We start from the raw sequence: 16,301 nt of genomic DNA on the forward strand, positions 1-16,301 counted from the left end.
CTGCTTCCGGTGCTTGCGACTCGTGACGGGGCCGGTACGGCGGCGGCGGTCGCCCCGGGGCCGTACCGTGCGGGCGCGGCCGGTCATGACACGCCCTGTTCGCGCAGCCGCCTGGCCAGTCGGTACAGGCCGGCCAGGTCCATGCCCTCCGTGAGCAGCGGAAGCTCGTGCAACGGCACGCCGAGGTCCGCCAGCACGGCGCGCTGCTCGGTCTCCAGCGCGTACCGCTCGGCGTACTCCTCCGCCTGCGCGAGCAACGGGTCCACCAGCCGCTCGGCGTGTCCCCCGCGCCGCGCGCCACCGAGGCCGGCGGACGACAGCGCCCGCGCGACGGAGGAACGAGGGACCGTCTCCACGAGTTCCAGCCCGGCCGCGTCCAGCACCTCCGGCCGGACCATGTTCACCACGACCCGTCCCACCGGAAGCCGCGCGGCACGCAGTTCCGCGATGCCGTCGGCGGTCTCCTGGACCGGCATCTCCTCCAGCAGCGTCACCAGGTGCACGGCCGTCTCCGGCGATTTCAGCACCCGCATGACCGCCTGCGCCTGATTGTGTATCGGGCCGATCCTGGCGAGCCCGGCCACCTCGTCGTTGACGTTGAGGAAGCGGGTGATGCGGCCGGTCGGCGGGGCGTCCATCACGACGTAGTCGTAGACGAACCGCCCGTCCCGGTCCTTGCGGCGCACCGCCTCGCACGCCTTGCCGGTGAGCAGGACGTCCCGCACGCCGGGGGCGATGGTGGTGGCGAAGTCGATCGCGCCGAGCTTCTTGAGGGCCCGGCCGGCGCTGCCGAGCTTGTAGAACATCTGGAGATAGTCCAGGAGGGCCAGTTCGGCGTCGATGGCGAGGGCGTACACCTCGCCGCCTCCCGGAGCGACGGCGATCTTCCGTTCCTCGTAGGGCAGTGCCTCCGTCTCGAAGAGTTGTGCGATGCCCTGGCGGCCCTCGACCTCGACGAGGAGCGTCCGCTTCCCCTCCGTGGCCAGGGCCAGCGCGAGGGCCGCGGCCACCGTGGTCTTGCCGGTTCCGCCCTTGCCACTGACGACCTGGAGCCTGCTCACGTCTTCGAGACTAAATGCTCTTCCCGCGCCCCGTCGGATCCGGGTGGCGGTTCCCGGCCGGCGCGCCCCCGCGCGAGGGGGCGGTGCGGGGGCCGCGTCCCGTGCGGGCGGGGGCTAGAGTCGGCCGCATGACCAAGTGGGAATACGCGACTGTGCCGCTGCTCGTCCACGCAACGAAGCAGATTCTGGACACCTGGGGCGAGGACGGCTGGGAGCTCGTCCAGGTCGTGCCCGGGCCGAACAACCCCGAGCAGCTGGTGGCCTACCTGAAGCGGGAGAGGCAGGGATGAGCGCCGTCGAGGCGAAACTGGCCGAGCTGGGCCTGAGCCTGCCGGAGGTCGTCCCGCCGCTGGCCGCGTACCAGCCTGCCGTGCGGTCGGGACGGTACGTCTTCACCGCCGGCCAGCTGCCCATGGTGGAGGGCAAGCTTCCGCTGACCGGCAAGGTCGGCGCGGAGGTCACCGCCGAAGAGGCCAAGGAGCTGGCGCGCACCTGCGCGCTGAACGCCCTCGCCGCGGTCAAGTCCGTCGCCGGGGACCTGGACCGCGTGGCGCGCGTGGTGAAGGTCGTCGGCTTCGTGGCCTCCGCCGCGGACTTCACCGGCCAGCCGGGCGTCCTCAACGGCGCGAGCGAACTGCTCGGCGAGGTCCTCGGCGACAAGGGCGTCCACGCCCGCAGCGCGGTGGGCGTCGCGGTACTGCCCCTGGACGCCCCGGTGGAGGTCGAGATCCAGGTGGAACTCACGGAGGCGTAGCCCGCGCCGCCGGGTCCCGCGGGGCGCGGGACCCGGCGATGACGACGCCCGGCGCCCGGAGCGAGGGTGTGGTCCGGTGCCCGCGACCCCGGTGCGCGGCGCCGTGGAACCGGCGCCCGGCGTGAGGGCGGGCCCTGATGGGGCGGCGCCCGGTGCGCGGCGCCCCGGGCCTGACGCCCGGTGCGCGGCGGCGTGCTGGGGCGCCGGCGCCCGGCCCGACGGCGTGTCCCGGTGAGCACGGCGCCCGCAGTGCGGGCGCCGGGACCGGGCCGCCTGGCACGAGGGCGCGCCCACGGGTCCCCTGGCGCCCGGTGCGGGAATGCCCGCGTCCGGTGCGTCGGCGGGGGAGGCGGGGACGTGCGCCGTCCTCCTCGGCCCCGTACGAGACGTGCGCGGCTCGTCCGGGTGACCGAAGCCCCGAAGCCCCGGGGCGCCGGGCGTGAGCCGTGCGGCCACCGCCGTGTCGGCCGCCGGTCCCGCCGTCCTCCGCGGGCACTCGAACATCCGCCCGTCTCGGGATAGCCTCCGGCCATGGTGAATGCGCAGGCCGGCGGGCAGTGGTACCCGCCCGAGTGGCCGGAGCGGATCCGTGCGCTGGCGGACGGCGGCCTCACGCCGGTCGTGCCGAAGCGCGCGGCCACCGTCATGCTGCTCAAGGACACCGGTGACGGGCCCGCCGTGCACATGCTGCGCAGGCGTGCGTCCATGGCGTTCGCGGGCGGCGCGTACGCCTACCCCGGCGGCGGCGTCGACCCGCGGGACGACGACCGGCACGTCCGTTGGGCGGGCCCCGCGCGCGCGTGGTGGGCGGACCGGCTCGGCGTCGACGGGGCGGAGGCCCAGGCGATCGTCTGCGCGGCCGTGCGGGAGACCTACGAGGAGGCCGGCGTCCTGCTCGCCGGACCCACCCCCGACTCCGTGGTCGGCGACACGTCCGGCGACGACTGGGAGGCGGACCGTGCCGCGCTCGTCGCGCGGGAGACGTCCTTCGCGGAGTTCCTGGACCGCCGCGGGCTGGTCCTGCGCTCGGACCTGCTCGGCGCGTGGACGCGGTGGATCACCCCCGAGTTCGAGCCCCGTCGCTACGACACCTGGTTCTTCGTCGCCGCGCTCCCGGCGGGCCAGCGCACCCGCAACGCCTCCACCGAGGCCGACCGCACGGTGTGGATCACACCCCGCGCGGCGGCCGGGGCGTACGACCGGGGCGAGCTGCTGATGATGCCGCCGACCATCGCCACACTGCGCCAGCTCACGGCGTACGGAACGGCCGCGGAGGCGCTCGTCGCGGCGCCCGCGCGGGATCTCACGCCGGTGCTGGCCACCGCGCGCCTGGTGGAGGGCGAGATCGTGCTCTCCTGGCCGGGACACGACGAGTTCACCCGGCACGTCCCGGCCGGGGGAGCCCTCGCATGACGGACGCGAGCACCCTTCCCGGCCAGCCGCGGGGCGGCGTCCTCTCCGGTCCCGCCACCGCGCGTGCCGTCAACGTGCTGGCCCCCAACGCCTCGGCGATGACCCTGGACGGCACCAACACCTGGATCCTGTCGGAACCGGACTCCGGCCTCGCCGTCGTGGTCGACCCCGGCCCGCTGGACGACGGACACCTGCGGCACGTCGTCGGCACGGCCGAGCGGGCCGGCAAGCGCGTCGCCCTCACCCTCCTGACGCACGGTCACCCCGACCACGCCGAGGGCGCCGCCCGGTTCGCCGAGCTGACCGGCACGAAGGTGCGGGCACTGGACCCGGCGCTGCGGCTCGGCGACGAGGGGCTGGCCGCCGGGGACGTCGTCACCGTCGGAGGGCTGGAGCTGAGGGTCGTACCGGCCCCCGGTCACACGGCCGACTCGCTGTGCTTCCATCTCCCGGCCGACCGGGCGGTCCTCACGGGCGACACCGTCCTGGGCCGCGGCACGACCGTCGTGGCCCATCCCGACGGCCGCCTCGGCGACTACCTGGACACGCTGCGCCGGCTCAGGTCGCTCACGGTCGACGACGGCGTCCACACGGTGCTGCCCGGTCACGGACCCGTCCTGGAGGACGCCCAGGGCGCCGTCGAGTTCTACCTCGCCCACCGGGCCCACCGCCTCGCCCAGGTCGAGACGGCCGTCGAGGACGGCCACCGCACCCCGTCCGAGGTCGTCGCCCACGTCTACGCCGACGTCGACCGTTCCCTGTGGCCGGCCGCGGAACTCTCGGTGCGCGCCCAGCTGGAGTACCTCCGGGAGCACGGGCTCATCTAGCCCCCCGGAGACCGCGGGGGCGCGCACGCCCGGCGCGCGGACACGGCGGAGCCCCGCTCCCGAGGGGGAGCGGGGCTCCGGGGCCGGGTGTCAGCGTGAGCGCTTCGCGAGGCGTTCGACGTCCAGGAGGATCACCGCGCGGGCCTCCAGGCGGAGCCAGCCGCGCTGGGCGAAGTCCGCCAGGGCCTTGTTGACCGTCTCGCGGGACGCGCCGACCAGCTGGGCCAGTTCCTCCTGCGTGAGGTCGTGCACGACGTGGATGCCCTCCTCGGACTGCACGCCGAAGCGGCGGGAGAGGTCCAGCAGGGCGCGGGCGACACGGCCGGGGACGTCCGAGAAGACCAGGTCCGACATCGCGTCGTTGGTCTTGCGCAGCCGGCGCGCGACGGCCCGCAGCAGCGCCGTGGCCACCTCGGGGCGGGCGCTCAGCCAGGGCGTCAGGTCGCCGTGGCCCAGGCCGAGCAGCTTGACCTCGGTGAGCGCCGTGGCGGTCGCGGTGCGCGGGCCCGGGTCGAAGAGCGACAGCTCACCGATCAGCTCGCCGGGACCGACCACGGCGAGCATGTTCTCGCGGCCGTCGGGGGACGTGCGGTGCAGTTTGACCTTGCCCTCGGTGACCACGTAGAGGCGGTCGCCGGGGTCGCCCTCGTGGAACAGGGAGTCGCCCCGTGCGAGGGTCACCTCACTCATGGAGGCGCGAAGCTCGGCGGCCTGCTCGTCGTCGAGCGCCGCGAAGAGCGGATTCCGCCGCAGAACGTCGTCCACGAGTTCTCTCCTTGTCGGCCTGCTCAGGGGATCTTGTTCCCCCACGTACCAGGGGACCGTGGTTCCCATTTTGCCGGACGGTCCAAACAGTGTGATCTGTCACAAGGATGCCGTACGGACCGGTCGGGGTAAGCGGCAGGGGTCCGATTGGACGCCGGTCTTCGGGGTCCGGGGCGGATGTCGGCGCCGGGTCGTAGGCTGGCCGGGTGTCCAAATCGCCGGTGAGAGCACAGGCCGAGGGAGCTGCGCGAGTGGGTGTACGTCGCGATTCCGCTGTGGGCGAACAAGGCTCCGATGGCGGTAGGCAAACGGCGGAAACGGCAAAGAGGTCACCGTTGAAGAAGGAACCGGCGGTCCGCGCGAGCGGGACGGCCGAAGGGACGAGCGGGCCGGCGGAGGCCGCGGCCGGGAAGCCGGCGGCGAAGAGGGCGACCGGGGCGAAGAGGGTGTCCGGGGCGAAGAGGACGGCCGCAGGGAAGTCCGCCCCCGCGAGGACCGCCGTCAAGCCGGCGGGGAACGAGTCGCGCACCGCGCTGGTCCGCCGCGCGCGCCGGATCAACCGCGAGCTCGCCGAGGTGTTCCCGTACGCCCACCCGGAGCTGGACTTCGAGAACCCCTTCCAACTCGTCGTCGCCACCGTGCTGTCGGCCCAGACCACCGACCTGCGCGTCAACCAGACGACCCCCGCCCTCTTCGCGAAGTACCCCACCCCCGAGGACCTGGCCGCCGCCGACCCCGAGGAGGTGGAGGAGATCCTGCGCCCCACCGGCTTCTTCCGGGCCAAGACCAGGTCGGTCATAGGGCTGTCCAAGGCGCTGGTGGAGGACTTCGGCGGGGAGGTGCCCGGCCGGCTCGAGGATCTCGTCAAACTGCCCGGGGTGGGCCGCAAGACGGCGTTCGTCGTGCTCGGCAACGCCTTCGGCCGCCCGGGAATCACCGTGGACACCCACTTCCAGCGGCTGGTGCGCCGTTGGAGGTGGACCGAGGAGACCGACCCCGACAAGATCGAGGCGGCCGTCGGCGCGCTCTTCCCCAAGAAGGACTGGACCGACCTGTCCCACCACGTCATCTGGCACGGCCGCCGCATCTGCCACGCCCGCAAGCCCGCCTGCGGCGCCTGCCCCATCGCGCCGCTCTGTCCGGCGTACGGCGAGGGCGAGACGGACCCGGAGAAGGCGGAGAAGCTGCTGAAGTACGAGAAGGGCGGCTTCCCGGGCCAGCGTCTGAAGCCCCCGCAGGCCTACCTGGACGCCGGCGGCAGGCCCGCCCCGCCGCTGGGGGCCGGATGACGGAGCGGCGTGTGCGGCGGCCCGCGGAACGATCTCGGGGCCGCCGGGCGTTGGATCCGTGGGACGCGGTCGGACGACGGGGGTGGCGATGACACGGACGAGCGGTGCCCGGGGCGGTCCGATGACGCTCAGCCAGGAGGGGTTGCCCTCCTGGCTGGACCCGGTGGTCCGCGCGGCGGAGACGGTCCGGCCGGGACAGCTGAGCCGCTTCCTGCCCCCGGAGAACGGCACGGGGCGCCAGTCCGCCGTCCTCATCCTCTTCGGCGACGGCGAGCGCGGCCCGGAACTGCTGCTCATGGAGCGCGCGAGCTCACTGCGCTCGCACGCCGGGCAGCCGTCCTTCCCCGGTGGCGCCCTCGACCCCGAGGACGGCGACCCGCACGGCGACGGTCCGCTGCGGGCGGCCCTGCGCGAGGCCGAGGAGGAGACCGGGCTCGATCCGTCCGGCGTCCAGCTGTTCGGCGTGCTGCCGAAGCTCTACATCCCGGTCAGCGGATTCGTCGTCACCCCCGTGCTGGGCTGGTGGCGGGTGCCCAGCCCGGTGGGGGTCGTCGACCCGAACGAGACCGCGCGGGTGTTCACCGTCCCCGTGGCGGACCTCACCCACCCGGACAACCGCGCGACCGCGGTCCACCCCAGCGGTCACCAGGGGCCGGCGTTCCTGGTCGAGTCGGCCCTCGTGTGGGGCTTCACCGCCGGGGTCATCGACCGGCTGCTGCACTTCGCGGGGTGGGAGCTGCCCTGGGACCGGGACAGGCGCATCCCGCTGGACCGGCGGTCATGACAGGGTGGGCGCCGTGCTGGGTCGGACGAGGCGAGGCGTGAAGCGGTGAACGTGCTGGACATCCTGTTGCTCGTCGCCGCCGTGTGGTTCGCGGTCGTCGGCTACCGCCAGGGCTTCGTCGTCGGCATCCTGTCGGTGATCGGCTTCCTGGGCGGTGGTCTCGTCGCCGTCTACGCGCTGCCCGTCATCTGGGACGCACTGACGGACGACTCCGAGGTCGGTACGACGGCCGCCGTCGTCGCGGTCGTCGTCGTCATCGTCTGCGCCTCCGTCGGCCAGGCCCTGACCACTCATCTCGGCAACAAGCTGCGCCGCCACATCACCTGGTCGCCGGCGCGCGCGCTGGACGCGACGGGCGGCGCCCTGGTCAACGTCGTCGCGATGCTCCTGGTCGCCTGGCTGATCGGCTCGGCCCTCGCCGGTACGACGCTGCCGACGCTCGGCAAGGAGGTCCGCGGCTCCAAGGTGCTGCTCGGGGTCTCCCGGGCGCTGCCCGACCGGGCCGACACCTGGTTCGCCGACTTCTCCTCCATCCTCGCGCAGAACGGCTTCCCGCAGGTCTTCAGTCCCTTCGCCAGCGAGCCGATCACCGACGTCCGGCCCCCGGACCCGGCCCTGGCGGGCAGCCCCGTCGCCCTCCGCGCGCAGCGCTCCATCGTCAAGGTGATGGGCACCGCCCCGAGTTGCGGCAAGGTCCTGGAGGGCACCGGATTCGTCTTCGCCGAGCGCCGCGTCATGACCAACGCGCACGTCGTGGGCGGCGTCGACGAGCCGACCGTGCAGATAGGCGGTGAGGGCAGGAGGTACGACGCGACGGTCGTCCTCTACGACTGGAAGCGCGACATCGCCGTCCTCGACGTGCCCGAACTCAAGGCGCCCGCGCTGCGCTTCACCGCCGAGGACGCGAGCAGCAACGACAGCGCGATCGTCGCCGGCTTCCCGGAGAACGGGGCGTACGACGTCCGTTCCGCGCGTGTGCGGGGGCGCATCACGGCCAACGGCGCGGACATCTACCGCCGGGGCACGGTCCGCCGCGACGTGTACTCCCTGTACACGACCGTCCGTCAGGGAAACTCCGGCGGCCCGCTGCTGACCCCCGAGGGGGAGGTCTACGGCGTGATCTTCGCGAAGTCCAGGGACGACGCGGAGACCGGCTACGCGCTCACCGTGGACGAGATCCGGGAGGACGTCGCCAAGGGCCGCGCCGCGAACCAGCAGGTGGACAGCGACAGCTGCGCACTCTAGGACGGGCCCTGGTGCCGAGGAACAGTCGTACGGTCGTACGGTCCGTCAGCCGCGCGGGTGGCGCAGGCGGACGGAGACCCAGCGGGCCCGGCGGCGGAGGATGCGCGGGATGCCCACCTTGAGGTCCGTACCTGCCATCTGCGGTGCACCGCCTCGCTGGTGGGAACCCATACCGCCCGCCGAGCGGCGGTCACGGCTTGCGTCACTGTAGTCGTGCGTCCAGCCCATACCCCGACGTCTGCCCCCGCCCCAAGGTCGATAACCACCTCACGCGCACTCAATTGGCGTATGCGCCGGGCAATTGGCCGATCGCCGGACGAGCGCTCGATCCGATCACCGGTCGGGTTCGGGATCCTTCAGCCAATTGATCAGTTCCGTCGAGAAAGCGACCGGATCCTCTTCGTGCGGGAAGTGCCCCAGCCCGTCGAACAACCGCCAGCGGTACGGCGCTTCCACGTACTCCCCGGACCCCGCGGCACTGCGCGTGCGCACGACCGGGTCCAGCGAGCCGTGCAGATGCAGCGTGGGCACCCGCACCGGCCGCTTCATCCTGCGGTTGAACTGGATGCCGTCCGGGCGGGCCAGGGAGCGCACCATCCAGCGGTACGGCTCGATCGAGCAGTGCGCCGTGGACGGGATGCACATGGCCCGCCGGTAGTTCTCCAGCGCCTCCTCGTCCGGCAGGTGCGGCCCGGACCAGTCCCGGATGAAATCGGCCACCAGCGCCCCGTCGTCTGCGGTGAGCCGGCGCTCCGGGATCCAGGGCCGCTGGAACCCCCAGACGTGGGACAGGGCGGCCGACTGCCGGGCGTCGGAGACCAGAGCCGAGCGCCAGCGCCGCGGATGCGGCATGGACGCGACCGCGAGCCGCCGTACGAGCTTGGGGCGCATCGCCGCGGCCGTCCACGCCAGGTACCCGCCCAGGTCGTGGCCGACCAGCGCGGCGTCCGGCTCGCCGAGGGAGCGGATCACCCCGGTGACGTCCAGCGCGAGGTTGGCCGGGTCGTAGCCGCGCGGTGTGCGGTCGCTGCCGCCGACACCGCGCAGGTCCATGGCGACGGCCCGGAACCCGGCGTCGGCGAGCGCCGTGAGCTGGTGCCGCCAGGTCCACCAGAACTGCGGGAAGCCGTGCAGCAGCAGCACCAGGGGGCCGTCGCCCAGCTCCGCGATGTGGAAGCGGGCGCCGTTGGCGGCGACGTCCCGGTGCGTCAGTCCGGCGCCGCCGGGGATGTCGAGCCGTACGACCGAGGCGGGCTGCGCCGGAGGGGTGGCGGGATCCGTCATGAAGACGAGCGTGCCACAGCCTCGATGGCCCGGGGACCCCGGTCCTCGGGCAGCTCGGGGCGGGGGTGCGGCTTGGCCTTCTGCAGCACGCCCGCCGTCTCCTTCATCGAGGCGGCGACCTTCTGCGGGCCCCGGCCCTTCTTCGCCTTCTTCGCGAAGACGACGCCGATCAGACCGAGGAGGGCCGCCACGATGCAGTTCGCCAGGAAGGACAGCAGGAAGCAGAGCGCGAGGTTCCAGCCGCTCCAGGTGCGGATGCCGTAGGCCAGTGCGAAGCTCAGCATCGGCAGGGAGAACAGGAGCACCAAGCCGGCCAGCGTGAACAGGCCGCCGCTGGTCGCGCCCCGTTTGACGTCCTGCTTGAGCTGCGCCTTCGCCAGCGCGATCTCGTCGTGCACCAGCGCCGACATGTCCGCCGTCGCCGAGGCGAACAGCTGGCCGATGCTGCGTTCGGCGCCGACCGGGCTGCCGTCGGGTGCGCTCATCGCGGTCTCCCTTTCTGCGTACGCTTCTGTGTCCTCGCGTACGGTTCAGTCTTTTGTACCGTCTCGTCAGATCATGCCGGACCGTCGTGCTCCTCGCCTGCCCCGCCCGTCACTTCGGCAAGCGCGTCCCGCTCGGCAGCCTTCTCCCGGGCGAGGCGCCGGTGCTCGGCCGCCTTGTGCGCGTGGAGCTCCGCCATGCGCAGGTGGTACGCCGGGTCGTCCTGCTCGTAGACGTCCGGTACGCCGCTGTGGTCCTCGTCGCGCTCCTCCTCCTCGGTCAGCCTGCGGTACTTGACGTTCCGTATCTTCAGCAGCACCGTCGCGACCACGGTGGCGATCAGCGAGCCGGTCAGGACCGCCGCCTTGACGCTGTCGGTCATCGGCGCGTCGCCTTCGAAGGCGAGTTCCCCGATGAGCAGCGAGACGGTGAACCCGATCCCGGCGAGGGTCGCCACCGCGAACACGTCCGCCCAGGCCAGGTCGTCGCTGAGCGAGGCCCTGGTGAAGCGTGCCGTCAGCCACGTACCGCCGAAGATGCCGAGCGTCTTGCCGACGACGAGCCCGAGCACCACGCCGAGCGTCTCGGGCTGGGTGAACACGTCCGCGAGGGCGTCGCCGGAGATCGCCACGCCCGCGCTGAACAGGGCGAACAGCGGCACCGCGAGGCCCGCGGAGAGCGGCCGGACGAGGTGCTCGATGTGCTCGCCGGGGGAGTGCTCCTCACCCTCGTGGCGGTGGCAGCGCAGCATCAGGCCCATGGCGACACCGGCGATGGTGGCGTGGACGCCGCTGTTGTACATCAGCGCCCACACGACCAGCGCGAGCGGCACGTACACGTACCAGCCGCGCACGCCCTTGCGCAGCAGCAGCCAGAAGACGACCAGCCCCGCCACCGCGCCGCCGAGCGCCGTGAAGTTCAGGTCGTCGGTGAAGAAGACCGCGATGATCAGGATCGCGAACAGGTCGTCGACGACGGCGAGGGTGAGCAGGAAGGCCCGCAGCGCGCTCGGCAGGGAGGTCCCGATGACGGCGAGCACGGCGAGCGCGAAGGCGATGTCGGTGGCGGTGGGCACGGCCCAGCCGGCCAGGGAGCCGCCGCCCACGCCGCTGGTGAGCGCGTAGACCAGCGCCGGGGCGGCCATGCCGCACAGGGCGGCGACGACGGGGAGCATGGCGGCCTTGGGATCGCGCAGGTCACCGGCGACCAGTTCGCGTTTGAGCTCGATGCCCGCGACGAAGAAGAAGACGGCGAGCAGCCCGTCGGCGGCCCAGTGCGCCACGGACAGGTCGAGCCCGAGGGCCTCGGGGCCGAAGTGGAAGTGGCTGACGCTCTCGTAGCTGTCGTGCAGCGCGGGCACGTTCGCCCAGACCAGCGCGGCGACGGCGGCGAGGAGGAGCAGGACGCCGCCGACCGTCTCGGTGCGCAGTGCGTCCACCACGTACGACCGCTCGGGCAGGGAGAGGCGTCCGAGGGCCTTGCGGGGGCTGGGGGTGCGGGGCGTGGTCACGGGGAGTTCCTCCGGTCGGCGGGCAGCACGAATCGTGTGCCGACCAGACTTCCCGGCGCCCCATGAGACAGCTTTTCTTTAGCGTATCTAACGTGCTTCCGGAGTGCATCAGCAGCATCTCGGGCACCTCGCGCACGGATGCGCGGGGTGCCCGAGACGGTCGGTCGCTGCCCGCTCAGTCCTCGCCGGGCGCCTGGGGCAGCTTGGCCTGGATGAGATCCATGACCGTGCTGTCCGTCAGCGTCGTGACGTCGCCGAGCTGGCGGTTCTCCGCGACGTCCCGCAGCAGACGGCGCATGATCTTGCCGGAGCGGGTCTTCGGCAGCTCGGCCACCGGCAGGATCCGCTGGGGCTTGGCGATCGGGCCGAGCGTGGCGCCCACGTGGCCGCGCAGCTCACCGACGAGGTCCTCGCTCTCCGCCGCCGTACCGCGCAGGATCACGAAGGCGACGATCGCCTGCCCGGTCGTCTCGTCCGCCGCGCCGACCACGGCCGCCTCGGCGACCGACGGGTGGGAGACGAGCGCGGACTCGACCTCCGTGGTGGAGATGTTGTGGCCGGACACCAGCATCACGTCGTCGACCCGGCCGAGCAGCCAGATGTCGCCGTCGTCGTCCTTCTTGGCGCCGTCGCCGGCGAAGTACCTGCCCTCGAAGCGCGACCAGTAGGTGTCGATGAACCGCTGGTCGTCGCCCCAGATGGTGCGCAGCATCGACGGCCACGGCTCGGTGAGGACCAGGTAGCCGCCGCCGCCGTCGGGCACCTCGTTCGCCTCGTCGTCGACGACGGTCGCGGCGATGCCGGGCAGCGGGGTCTGGGCGGAGCCCGGCTTGGCGTCGGTCACGCCCGGCAGCGGGGAGATCATGATGCCGCCGGTCTCGGTCTGCCACCAGGTGTCCACCACCGGGGTGCGGTCCGCGCCGATGTTCTTGCGGTACCAGATCCACGCCTCGGGGTTGATCGGCTCGCCCACCGAGCCCAGCACCCGCAGGCTGCCGAGGTCGAACTTGGCGGGGATGTCGTCGCCCCACTTCATGAACGTGCGGATCGCGGTGGGCGCCGTGTAGAGGATCGTCACGCCGTACTTCTGCACGATCTCCCAGAAGCGGCCCTGGTGCGGGGTGTCCGGCGTGCCCTCGTACATCACCTGGGTGGCGCCGTTGGCGAGCGGGCCGTAGACGATGTAGGAGTGCCCGGTGACCCAGCCGACGTCGGCCGTGCACCAGTACACGTCCGTCTCCGGCTTGAGGTCGAACACGGCCCAGTGCGTGTACGCCGTCTGGGTCAGGTAGCCGCCGGAGGTGTGCAGGATGCCCTTCGGCTTACCCGTCGTCCCCGAGGTGTAGAGGATGAACAGCGGGTGCTCGGCCCCGAACGCCTGGGGGGTGTGCTCGGCGCTCTGCCGCTCCACCAGGTCGTGCCACCACACGTCGCGGCCCTCGGTCCAGGCGACGTCCTGGCCGGTGCGGCGGACGACGAGGACGTGCTCGACGGTGCCGGCCTTGGCGATCGCCTCGTCCACGGCCGGCTTGAGCGCGGAGGGCTTGCCGCGCCGGTAGCCGCCGTCGGCCGTGATGACGACACGCGCGTCGGCGTCCTGGATACGGGTGGCGAGCGCGTCTGCCGAGAAACCGCCGAAGACGACGGAGTGCGTGGCGCCGATGCGGGCGCAGGCCAGCATCGCGACCGCGGTCTCCGGGATCATCGGCATGTAGACGGCGACCCGGTCGCCCTGCCGGACGCCGAGCTCCAGCAGGGCGTTGGCGGCCTTGGAGACCTCGCCCTTGAGCTGGGCGTAGGTGATGGCGCGGCTGTCGCCCGGCTCGCCCTCGAAGTGGATGGCGACCCGGTCGCCGTGCCCGGCCTCCACATGCCGGTCCACGCAGTTGTGGGCGACGTTGAGCTCGCCGTCCTTGAACCACTTGGCGAACGGCGGGTTCGACCAGTCCAGGGTCTCGGTGGGCTCGGTGGCCCAGGTCAGTCGGCGGGCCTGCTCGGCCCAGAAGCCGAGCCTGTCAGCCTTGGCCTGTTCATACGCCTCCGCCGTGACGTTGGCGTTCGCGGCCAGGTCGGCGGGGGGCGAGAAGCGACGCTCCTCCTTCAGAAGGTTGGCCAGGCTTTCATTGCTCACGGCATCTGCCTTTCCCAGGGTGTCCGTTGTGTCCCAGGCCACAGCTCATCAGACCCGGGGGTGCGCTGACAAGGGCCGACGGGAAATTGGTTTAGACCTGTCGGATGGGGTGGTGCGATGTGCGACACCTCTTCCCACGGAGCCCGGAGTGAGCCGGTTCAAGGTGTGTAACGCCTCTCACAATCGCACGGCTCCCCTCACCTCGCCGGGTCCGCGGACCGCACCCGGTCGAACACTCTGCCCCCCTCCCGCTCGGTGAGGAGGTACGCCTGGGCCTCACCCACGTGGAAGTACATGCCGTGCAGCTCCAGGGCGCCGTCCTTCAGGGCCCGGGCCACCGATTCATGGGCGCGCAGATGCTCCAGCTGCTGCACCACGTTCGTCAGGCAGAGCTGCTCGACCGCGTCGGCGGGTGCCCGCCCGGCCAGCCGGGGCGGGGGCCCGCTGCCGTCGCCCATGCGCTCCAGGCTCGGCCGGCCGTGTCGCAGCCAGCGTCTCAGCGGGGTGCGCGCGTCGTCCTGCCCGGTGTCGAGCAACGCCTGCATCGCACCGCACCCCGAGTGCCCGCACACCGTGATCGACCGGACCGCCAGCACCTCCACGGCGTACTCGATCGCGGCGGCCACGGAGTCGTCGCCGCTCTCCGCACCGGGGGGCGGCACGAGGTTGCCGACATTGCGCACCACGAACAGGTCTCCCGGACCACTGGCCGTGATCATCGAGGTGACCACCCGGGAGTCGGCGCAGGTCAGGAACAGCTGTGCGGGCCGCTGTCCCTCGCGCGCCAGCCGGGCCAGCTCGCCGCGGACCAGGGGAGCGGTGTTGCGCTGGAACGCGCTGATGCCGCGCATCAGCGCGTGGCCGCCGGCGCCGGACTGCTCCGGTACGCCTTCGGCGGCTCCGTCCGTTCCGTCCGCTCTCTTCCCTCCGTCGGTTCCGGCCGGCCGTGGGGCGTCGCCCGGCAGGGGGCATGGGCGTTCGCACTGGTGGTTGCGCCAGGCCGTCCAGGGCCGGCAGCGGCAGCCGGCGCCGGACGCGTCGGCCTCCTCGCTCATGCCGGGCGGGTGCCCGGAGGCGAGGGTTGCGGGTTCGGCGATCCAGACCCCGGCACGGCGGCCGGTGATCTCGACGGTGCCGCCCCGGGAGGTGTGCGTGCTCTGCCAGTCCTGCAGCGTCTCGTACGCCGCGTGGTCCATGAAGGAGCCGTTCAGCGCCACGACCGCGTCGGCCCCTTGGGGGACGAGGTGCAGGGCCCGGCTGAGCCGTGGCACGGCGAGGAACGTCAGCTGGCCCCGTACGTCTACGTGATGGACTCCTTCCTTCTCCTCGTGCGTGATCCGGGTGCGGGTGAGCCGGTGCAGTGCCACCCCGACGGCGACGGCGATGCCCAGCGCCACGCCCTCCAGGACACCGAGGGACACGACGCCGAGGGTGGTCACGGCGTAGACCAGGACTTCGCGGTGGCGGGTCACCGTGCGGATGTGGTGCAGGGACACCATCTGGATGCCGACGGCCATCACCAGGGCGGCGAGCGAGGCGAGCGGGATGAGCTCCAGGAGCGGGACCATCAGCAGCGCGGCGATCACCACGAGAACGCCGTGCAGCATCGTGGAGTTCCGGCTCACGGCGCCCGCTTTGACGTTGGCGGAACTGCGGACCGCCACTCCGGCCACCGGGAGTCCGCCGAGCGAGCCGGAGACGATGTTGGCCGTGCCCTGCCCGAGCAGTTCACGGTCCAGATCGGAGCGTCCGACGTGGCCGGGACCGGGACGGGCGGACACCAGCTTGTCCACGGCCACGGCGCCGAGCAGCGACTGCACGCTGCACACCAGCGTCGTGGTGAGCACGGCGGCGGCGAGGCCGAGCACGGGTCCCTCGGGCAGCCCGGCCAGGGCGTGGTTGCGCCAGGACGGCAGGTCCACCTTGGGCAGGACGAGGCCGGCCGCGGCGGCGACCGCGGTGGCTCCGGAGACGGCGACGAGCGCTGCCGGAACAGCGCGGAGAACGCGTCCGGTGCGGCCCGGGAGCCGGGGCCAGAGCAGCAGCAGGGCCAGGGTCAGCAGGCTCACCGACAGGGCTTCGGGGCGCAGGTTCGCCAACTGGGAGGGAAGGGCGAGGAGGTTGTCGGGTACGGAGCTCTGCGGGGTGCCGCCGAGGACGATGTGCAGCTGGGCGACGGCGATGGTGACACCGATGCCGGCGAGCATCCCGTGCACGATCGCGGGGCTCACGGCGAGCGCGCCGCGCGCCACGCGCAGGCAGCCGAGGCCGAGCTGGGCGATTCCGGCGAGGACGGTGATGGCACAGGTCGTCCGCCAGCCGTAGTGCTGGATGAGGTCGGCGGTGACGACGGTGAGTCCGGCCGCGGGACCGCTCACCTGGAGCGGGGAGCCGCCGATCCGTCCGACGACGATTCCGCCCACGGCGGCGGCGACCAGGCCGGCCTGGAGCGGTGCGCCGGTGGCGAGGGCGATGCCGAGGGACAGCGGAAGGGCGATCAGGAAGACCGCGATCGAGGCCGACAGATCGGCTCCCGCGATACGCGGACGCGGGGGGCGCGGCGGCGGGCTGTGGGGCGGATGGACCCGCTCGGTCCGATCCGAGTCGGCGGCGCGGGCGGGAACGCAGGCTGACATGGTTTCCCCTCTCTCACCTATCAACAATCCGTAAACGGATCGTAATTGAGAGTAAAGGGCTGGCATAGACTTTACGGGCAAATGGGTGAGTCGTTCACCTCAGCGAGTGATGTAGCCAT

General features: G+C 72.5%; 15 protein-coding genes. 7 read left to right on the forward strand and 8 right to left on the reverse strand.

The window, feature by feature from the left end; translation table 11 throughout:
* Positions 1–83: 83 nt before the first annotated feature.
* Positions 84–1,061, reverse strand: coding sequence for an ATPase BagA (bagA, locus tag ACZ8ZB_RS18330; protein WP_470738776.1), 978 nt, complete (start codon positions 1,059–1,061; stop codon positions 84–86).
* Between the two features lie 128 nt (positions 1,062–1,189).
* On the opposite strand from bagA, the gene ACZ8ZB_RS18335 reads away from it, so the two are divergent.
* The 4 genes from ACZ8ZB_RS18335 (at position 1,190) to ACZ8ZB_RS18350 (ending at position 4,055) form a co-directional block, all read left to right on the forward strand.
* Entirely contained in the window at positions 1,190–1,351 is a 162-nt protein-coding gene (locus ACZ8ZB_RS18335) for a DUF4177 domain-containing protein (protein ID WP_106979478.1), read from the forward strand.
* Positions 1,348–1,815: a RidA family protein gene (locus ACZ8ZB_RS18340; protein WP_381220477.1), complete on the forward strand. Its 468-nt coding sequence runs from the start codon at positions 1,348–1,350 to the stop codon at positions 1,813–1,815. The genes ACZ8ZB_RS18335 and ACZ8ZB_RS18340 overlap by 4 nt, the downstream gene beginning before the upstream one ends.
* A gap of 531 nt (positions 1,816–2,346) precedes the next feature.
* Entirely contained in the window at positions 2,347–3,228 is an 882-nt protein-coding gene (locus ACZ8ZB_RS18345) for an NUDIX hydrolase (protein WP_470738777.1), read from the forward strand.
* A complete protein-coding gene (locus ACZ8ZB_RS18350) occupies positions 3,225–4,055 on the forward strand; it encodes an MBL fold metallo-hydrolase (protein ID WP_470738778.1) in 831 nt (276 codons plus the stop codon). Before ACZ8ZB_RS18345 ends, ACZ8ZB_RS18350 begins: the two co-directional genes overlap by 4 nt.
* A gap of 90 nt (positions 4,056–4,145) precedes the next feature.
* Here the strand turns inward: ACZ8ZB_RS18350 and ACZ8ZB_RS18355 are convergent, their stop codons facing one another.
* Positions 4,146–4,820: a Crp/Fnr family transcriptional regulator gene (locus ACZ8ZB_RS18355; protein ID WP_006132548.1), complete on the reverse strand. Its 675-nt coding sequence runs from the start codon at positions 4,818–4,820 to the stop codon at positions 4,146–4,148.
* A gap of 446 nt (positions 4,821–5,266) precedes the next feature.
* Between ACZ8ZB_RS18355 and nth the strand changes: the two genes are divergently transcribed.
* The 3 genes from nth to ACZ8ZB_RS18370 all read left to right on the forward strand — a co-directional run bounded on the left by nth (position 5,267) and on the right by ACZ8ZB_RS18370 (position 8,138).
* Positions 5,267–6,109, forward strand: coding sequence for an endonuclease III (nth, locus tag ACZ8ZB_RS18360; protein WP_470741520.1), 843 nt, complete (start codon positions 5,267–5,269; stop codon positions 6,107–6,109).
* Between the two features lie 88 nt (positions 6,110–6,197).
* A complete protein-coding gene (locus ACZ8ZB_RS18365) occupies positions 6,198–6,893 on the forward strand; it encodes an NUDIX hydrolase (protein WP_470738779.1) in 696 nt (231 codons plus the stop codon).
* Positions 6,894–6,938: 45 nt separating this feature from the next.
* A complete protein-coding gene (locus ACZ8ZB_RS18370; protein ID WP_470738780.1) occupies positions 6,939–8,138 on the forward strand; it encodes a MarP family serine protease in 1,200 nt (399 codons plus the stop codon).
* A 45-nt stretch (positions 8,139–8,183) separates the two neighbouring features.
* Here ACZ8ZB_RS18370 and ACZ8ZB_RS18375 read toward each other — a convergent pair whose 3' ends face one another.
* The 6 genes from ACZ8ZB_RS18375 to ACZ8ZB_RS18400 all read right to left on the reverse strand — a co-directional run bounded on the left by ACZ8ZB_RS18375 (position 8,184) and on the right by ACZ8ZB_RS18400 (position 16,182).
* A complete protein-coding gene (locus ACZ8ZB_RS18375) occupies positions 8,184–8,366 on the reverse strand; it encodes a hypothetical protein (RefSeq protein WP_470738781.1) in 183 nt (60 codons plus the stop codon).
* Positions 8,367–8,471: 105 nt separating this feature from the next.
* On the reverse strand, positions 8,472–9,422 hold the full coding sequence (locus ACZ8ZB_RS18380; RefSeq protein WP_470738782.1) for an alpha/beta fold hydrolase: 951 nt from the start codon (positions 9,420–9,422) through the stop codon (positions 8,472–8,474).
* On the reverse strand, positions 9,419–9,907 hold the full coding sequence (locus tag ACZ8ZB_RS18385; protein WP_470738783.1) for a phage holin family protein: 489 nt from the start codon (positions 9,905–9,907) through the stop codon (positions 9,419–9,421). The genes ACZ8ZB_RS18380 and ACZ8ZB_RS18385 overlap by 4 nt, the downstream gene beginning before the upstream one ends.
* A gap of 71 nt (positions 9,908–9,978) precedes the next feature.
* Complete coding sequence (gene nhaA / locus ACZ8ZB_RS18390) at positions 9,979–11,415, reverse strand: Na+/H+ antiporter NhaA (RefSeq protein WP_470738784.1); 1,437 nt, start codon at positions 11,413–11,415, stop codon at positions 9,979–9,981.
* Between the two features lie 175 nt (positions 11,416–11,590).
* A complete protein-coding gene (gene acs / locus ACZ8ZB_RS18395; RefSeq protein ID WP_470738785.1) occupies positions 11,591–13,546 on the reverse strand; it encodes an acetate--CoA ligase in 1,956 nt (651 codons plus the stop codon).
* 197 nt (positions 13,547–13,743) lie between these two features.
* Complete coding sequence (locus tag ACZ8ZB_RS18400) at positions 13,744–16,182, reverse strand: SulP family inorganic anion transporter (protein ID WP_470738786.1); 2,439 nt, start codon at positions 16,180–16,182, stop codon at positions 13,744–13,746.
* Between the last annotated feature and the right edge of the window lie 119 nt (positions 16,183–16,301).

It is taken from the genome of Streptomyces sp. 12E (assembly GCF_055633275.1).

Excerpts from the sequence above, each read along its gene's own strand:
- ACZ8ZB_RS18335 (WP_106979478.1), top strand. The coding sequence starts at position 1,190 with ATGACCAAGTGGGAATACGCGACTGTGCCGCTGCTCGTCCACGCAACG.
- ACZ8ZB_RS18340 (WP_381220477.1), top strand. The coding sequence starts at position 1,348 with ATGAGCGCCGTCGAGGCGAAACTGGCCGAGCTGGGCCTGAGCCTGCCG.
- ACZ8ZB_RS18345 (WP_470738777.1), top strand. The coding sequence starts at position 2,347 with ATGGTGAATGCGCAGGCCGGCGGGCAGTGGTACCCGCCCGAGTGGCCG.
- ACZ8ZB_RS18350 (WP_470738778.1), top strand. The coding sequence starts at position 3,225 with ATGACGGACGCGAGCACCCTTCCCGGCCAGCCGCGGGGCGGCGTCCTC.
- ACZ8ZB_RS18365 (WP_470738779.1), top strand. The coding sequence starts at position 6,198 with ATGACACGGACGAGCGGTGCCCGGGGCGGTCCGATGACGCTCAGCCAG.
- ACZ8ZB_RS18375 (WP_470738781.1), bottom strand. The coding sequence starts at position 8,366 with ATGGGCTGGACGCACGACTACAGTGACGCAAGCCGTGACCGCCGCTCG.
- ACZ8ZB_RS18380 (WP_470738782.1), bottom strand. The coding sequence starts at position 9,422 with ATGACGGATCCCGCCACCCCTCCGGCGCAGCCCGCCTCGGTCGTACGG.
- ACZ8ZB_RS18385 (WP_470738783.1), bottom strand. The coding sequence starts at position 9,907 with ATGAGCGCACCCGACGGCAGCCCGGTCGGCGCCGAACGCAGCATCGGC.
- ACZ8ZB_RS18400 (WP_470738786.1), bottom strand. The coding sequence starts at position 16,182 with ATGTCAGCCTGCGTTCCCGCCCGCGCCGCCGACTCGGATCGGACCGAG.